The organism is Denitromonas iodatirespirans, assembly GCF_018524365.1.
GTDB classification, from domain to species: domain Bacteria; phylum Pseudomonadota; class Gammaproteobacteria; order Burkholderiales; family Rhodocyclaceae; genus Nitrogeniibacter; species Nitrogeniibacter iodatirespirans.
In genome coordinates, this window is the sequence record NZ_JAEKFT010000070.1 from 1 (window position 1) to 4,055 (window position 4,055).

2 protein-coding genes are annotated in these 4,055 nt (G+C 62.2%); both read right to left on the reverse strand.

Annotated elements, in window-relative coordinates; genetic code table 11:
• Positions 1–1,609 (reverse strand): condensation domain-containing protein (locus tag I8J34_RS23810; protein ID WP_230411984.1); only part of this gene is annotated, 1,609 nt, incomplete at its 3' end.
• Between the two features lie 56 nt (positions 1,610–1,665).
• Positions 1,666–4,055: non-ribosomal peptide synthetase (locus I8J34_RS23815; RefSeq protein ID WP_214364125.1), on the reverse strand; the 2,390-nt coding region annotated here is incomplete at its 5' end.

Below are 4,055 nucleotides of genomic sequence, written 5' to 3' on the forward strand. Positions count from 1 at the left end.
AGCTGAGCTGTTGTGCCTCTCCGATGACGGCCACAGCCTCGGGCTGCGCGAGCGCTTGGGCTTCGAACAGCGTGTGCACGCCCATATCGCGCGGGTATGGACGATCCGTCGCGTTCCACGAGACGAGTACTTGATGGCGTTCGGGGGCGGGGAGCAACGGCAGGTGAGCCATATGTGCATCAGCAGGCGCAGCGACCAAGGCATCGAGCAAGGTGCCAAGGTAGTTTGCGATACGCTCGACGCTGCTTTTGTCGAACAAATCCGAATTGAAAACCAGACTGCCCGAGATGGCCTTGCCGGTGTCATTCAGCAATAGCGACATGTCGACTTGGGAGGTCACACTCGACAATTGATATTCGGAGAGTTTCAGGCCCGGCAGCTCGAGCTCGCCTTCGTCCGGTGTATTGTCGAGGGCAAACATCACCTGAAAGATTGGGCTGTGGCTCAGGCTGCGCGGCGGATTGACAATCTCGACCACCTGCTCGAACGGCAGACCTTGATGCCGATATGCGCTCAGCGTCCTTTCCTTGATGTCTGCGATGAAACGCTCGATCGTTGCGTCGCCCGGGTTGGCGAAGCGCAATGCCAGGGTATTGGCAAAGAAACCGATCAAGGATTCAAGTTCCTGGCGATTCCGCCCTGCCACAGGAGTCCCGACAACGACGGATTCGTTATTTCCTATCCGTGCCAACACGGCAGACCAGGCCGCCATGAGGGCCATGAAAACCGTGGCTTTATGAGCCTTGGCAAACTGCCTGACCTTGACGGCCTTTTCCTCCGACACCTCAAAAGGGACGAAGCCCCCCGCAAAGGTCTGGACAGTTGGCCGCGAACGGTCGAACGGGAGATTGATCACCTCGGGCGCACCACTCAGCTGCGTACGCCAGAATTCGATCTGCGTATGGAGTCCCTCCCCCTCAAGCCAGGACCGTTGCCATGCGGCGAAATCGGGATACTGGATCTGCAGCGGAGGCAATGGGCTCGGCTGCAGATTGAGGAAGGCTTCGTAGAGCGCTTTCAATTCCCGAACGAAAACCCCCATCGACCAGCCGTCGGAAATGATGTGGTGCATGATCAACAACATCACATGACTGGTTTCTCCCGTTCGAATCAGCACGCCACGAACAAGCGGCCCCTTGCCCAAATCGAAAAGCCGCTCACCTTCCTCATCGGCCAGCGCAACCAACGCCGCCGGCAACGCCTCTTCCGGCAACGCGCTCAAGTCATGCCGATCCAGCAGGAAGCCCGTTTCGGGAGGCGCAATGGACACTGTCGGGTTGGAGCCCTCATCGATGAAGGTGCATCGCAAGCTCTCGTGCCGCGACACAATTTCATTGAACGTCTTCTGCAATACGTCCACATCCAGATCACCACTCAGACGGTAGGCCGCCACCATGTTGTAGGCACGACTCGCCTCGGGTTCGAGCTTGTCGATGAACCACAAGCGCTGCTGGGACAGGGAGAGCGGAAGCGACCCGCTGCGATCACATCTGACCAGCGGCGCCAGGGCGTCGGCACCAGTCTTTGTTGGCTGCTGCTTCTTCATGCGCGCCAATACCAATTCCAGTGCCCTGGAATCGAGATCGCGTTTCGAGGTGGTGTTCGCCATGGGTTTTCAGCCTAAAAGTTTCAGATCGCCTGCCTTTTTCTGGCAAGCGAGCACGTTCAATCCTGTTCGAGCTCAGCTTCCAACAGCGCCTGGATTTCTTCTTCCGACAACCCATCGAGCGCCGCGATGGCCTCCTGAACCTGAGCGGCGTCGTAGGCATCAAGGCCTGTTCTCAAAACAACATTCGTCAGTTCGGCCAGAGTTTCGGCTCCGAAAATATCGGTGACGTCCACCGCCACGTCGAAGTGGGTGCGGATGCGCGAGACGAGCTGCACCGCCATGAGCGAGTGCCCGCCCAGTTCGAAGAAGTTGTCTTGTCGGCCGACTTGTTCGACGCCGAGCAGCTCGCGCCATAGCTGGGCGAGTGTCTCTTCGACCTCGCCTTGCGGCGCTTCATAGGCGCGCTTGACATAGGCCGCCTCGTCCGGTGCCGGCAGCGCCTTGCGGTCGAGTTTGCCGTTGGGGGTCAGCGGGAAGGCGTCCAGGCGTACGTAGGCGCTGGGTACCATGTAGCCGGGCAGTCGCTGTTGGGCGAAGCTTCTGATCGCTTCGGCCTCGAGTTCGCCCTCTCCCGTGGTGTAGGCGATCAGTTGCTTGGTGCCGTCCTGCTCGCGGGCGATCACGACCGCTTCGCTGATCTTTTCGTGTTGCGCAAGCTTCGCTTCGATCTCGCCCAATTCGATCCGAAAGCCGCGGATCTTGACCTGGAAGTCGTTGCGGCCCAGGTATTCGATGGTGCCGTCGGGCAGCCACCGGCCCAGGTCGCCGCTCTTGTACATGCGCCCGCCTTCGACGAAGGGGTCAGCCAGGAAGCGCTCGGCGGTGAGTTCGGCTTGGTTGAGGTAGCCGCGCGCGACGCCTACCCCACCGATGCAGATCTCACCGATCACCCCTTGTGGGACGAGCTGATTGTGATCGTCGAGTAGATAGATGCGCGTGTTGCGCACCGGACGGCCCAACGGGACGCTGTCCGGAGTCGCCTTGAGGTCTGTATCCAGTTCGTGCCACAGCACCACGTCGCTGCATTCGGTCGGCCCGTAGCTGTTCACGAACACCGGTCGCGGCGCGGCGATTTCCTTGAGCTTGCCCAACTGGATCGGCTCGCCGCCCAGATAGACCCGACGCAATTGGCTGAGTTTGCCTTCATGGTCCGCGTCGATCAGCGCATGGAAGGCACTGGGGGCCAGGTTCATCCAGCTGATCTGTGCGCTTTCGATTTGCGCCAGGATGGCGATCGGGTCGAATGGCTCGGCGGCCAGATGCACGCTGCCACCGACCAGCAACGGGCCGAGCAGGTTCTTCTGGGTGAGGTCGAAGTTGTGCGAGCTGAGCACCAACACCTTGTCTTCGGCGCTGAGTCCGCCATCTTCCAGGTACCACTTGAGCAGGTTGAGCACGCCGCCGCGCTCGACGGCGGTGCCTTTGGGGATGCCGGTCGAGCCGGAGGTGTAGATGAGGTAGGCGAGTGCGTCGGGCGCGTGCTGGCGGGCCGGGTTCTGTTCGCTGCACTGGGCCCAGGCGAGCCGATGGCGCAGATCGAGCATCGGGACCTCGGGCAGTGCCAGGCCGTCGAGCACTTGGGCGCCGGCGCCGTCGTGGACGATGACTGTCGGGGCGCTGTCTTCGAGCATCCAGGCCAGACGCTCGCTCGGGTAGGCCGGGTCGAGCGGCACGTAGGCGCCGCCGGCCTTGAGCGTGGCGAGCAGGCTCACCAGCAGCTGTGCGTTGCGCCCCACACACAGGGCGACCCGCGTGTCCGGGCCGACGCCGTACGCGATCAGGTGGTGGGCCAGTTGGTTGGCCTGGGCGTTCAGTTCGCCGTAGTTCAGCGAGACGCCGTTCGCCTCCGACACCGCCACACGCGCCGGGTTTTGCGCTGCGTGCGCCTCGAAGCGCGCGAGCAGGTCGCCATCGCTCATCGGCTGCGCCGGGCAGTTCCATTCGTTCAGGAGACGATGCCGTTCGCTGAGCGGTAGTACGTCGATCTGATCGAAGCCTGCCTGCGGGTTTGTCTCAAGCAGGCGCATCAGGGCGTCGAGCGCGCGCGCCATCATCTCGCACATGCGTTGCGGATCGATCGGCTCGGCCATCTGGGCAGTGAGCATGAAGTCCGCCCCCAGATCGTCGACGGCGAGGGTCAGCGGGTAGTTGGTGCGCTCGTGGCTGAGCAGCTCCTCGATCCGATCCTCGGGTGCTTCTTCTTGCGCGAGCCGCCCTTCCTGTTCGTCCGGCTGCGCTGTGTAACGGTAGTTGAACAAGGAGGTAAACAACGGCGCCTGGGCATCGACCCCGCTGCAGCGCTGGGCCAGTGCCAGTGGCGCATGCTCGTGATGGAGCAGACGGGCCAGTGTTTCGTGCGTCTGGCGAAGCGCCGCTTCGACCCCGCGCTCGTCGATGCGCAGGCGCACCGGCAAGGTGTTGATGAACATCCCGAGCACGCGGTCCG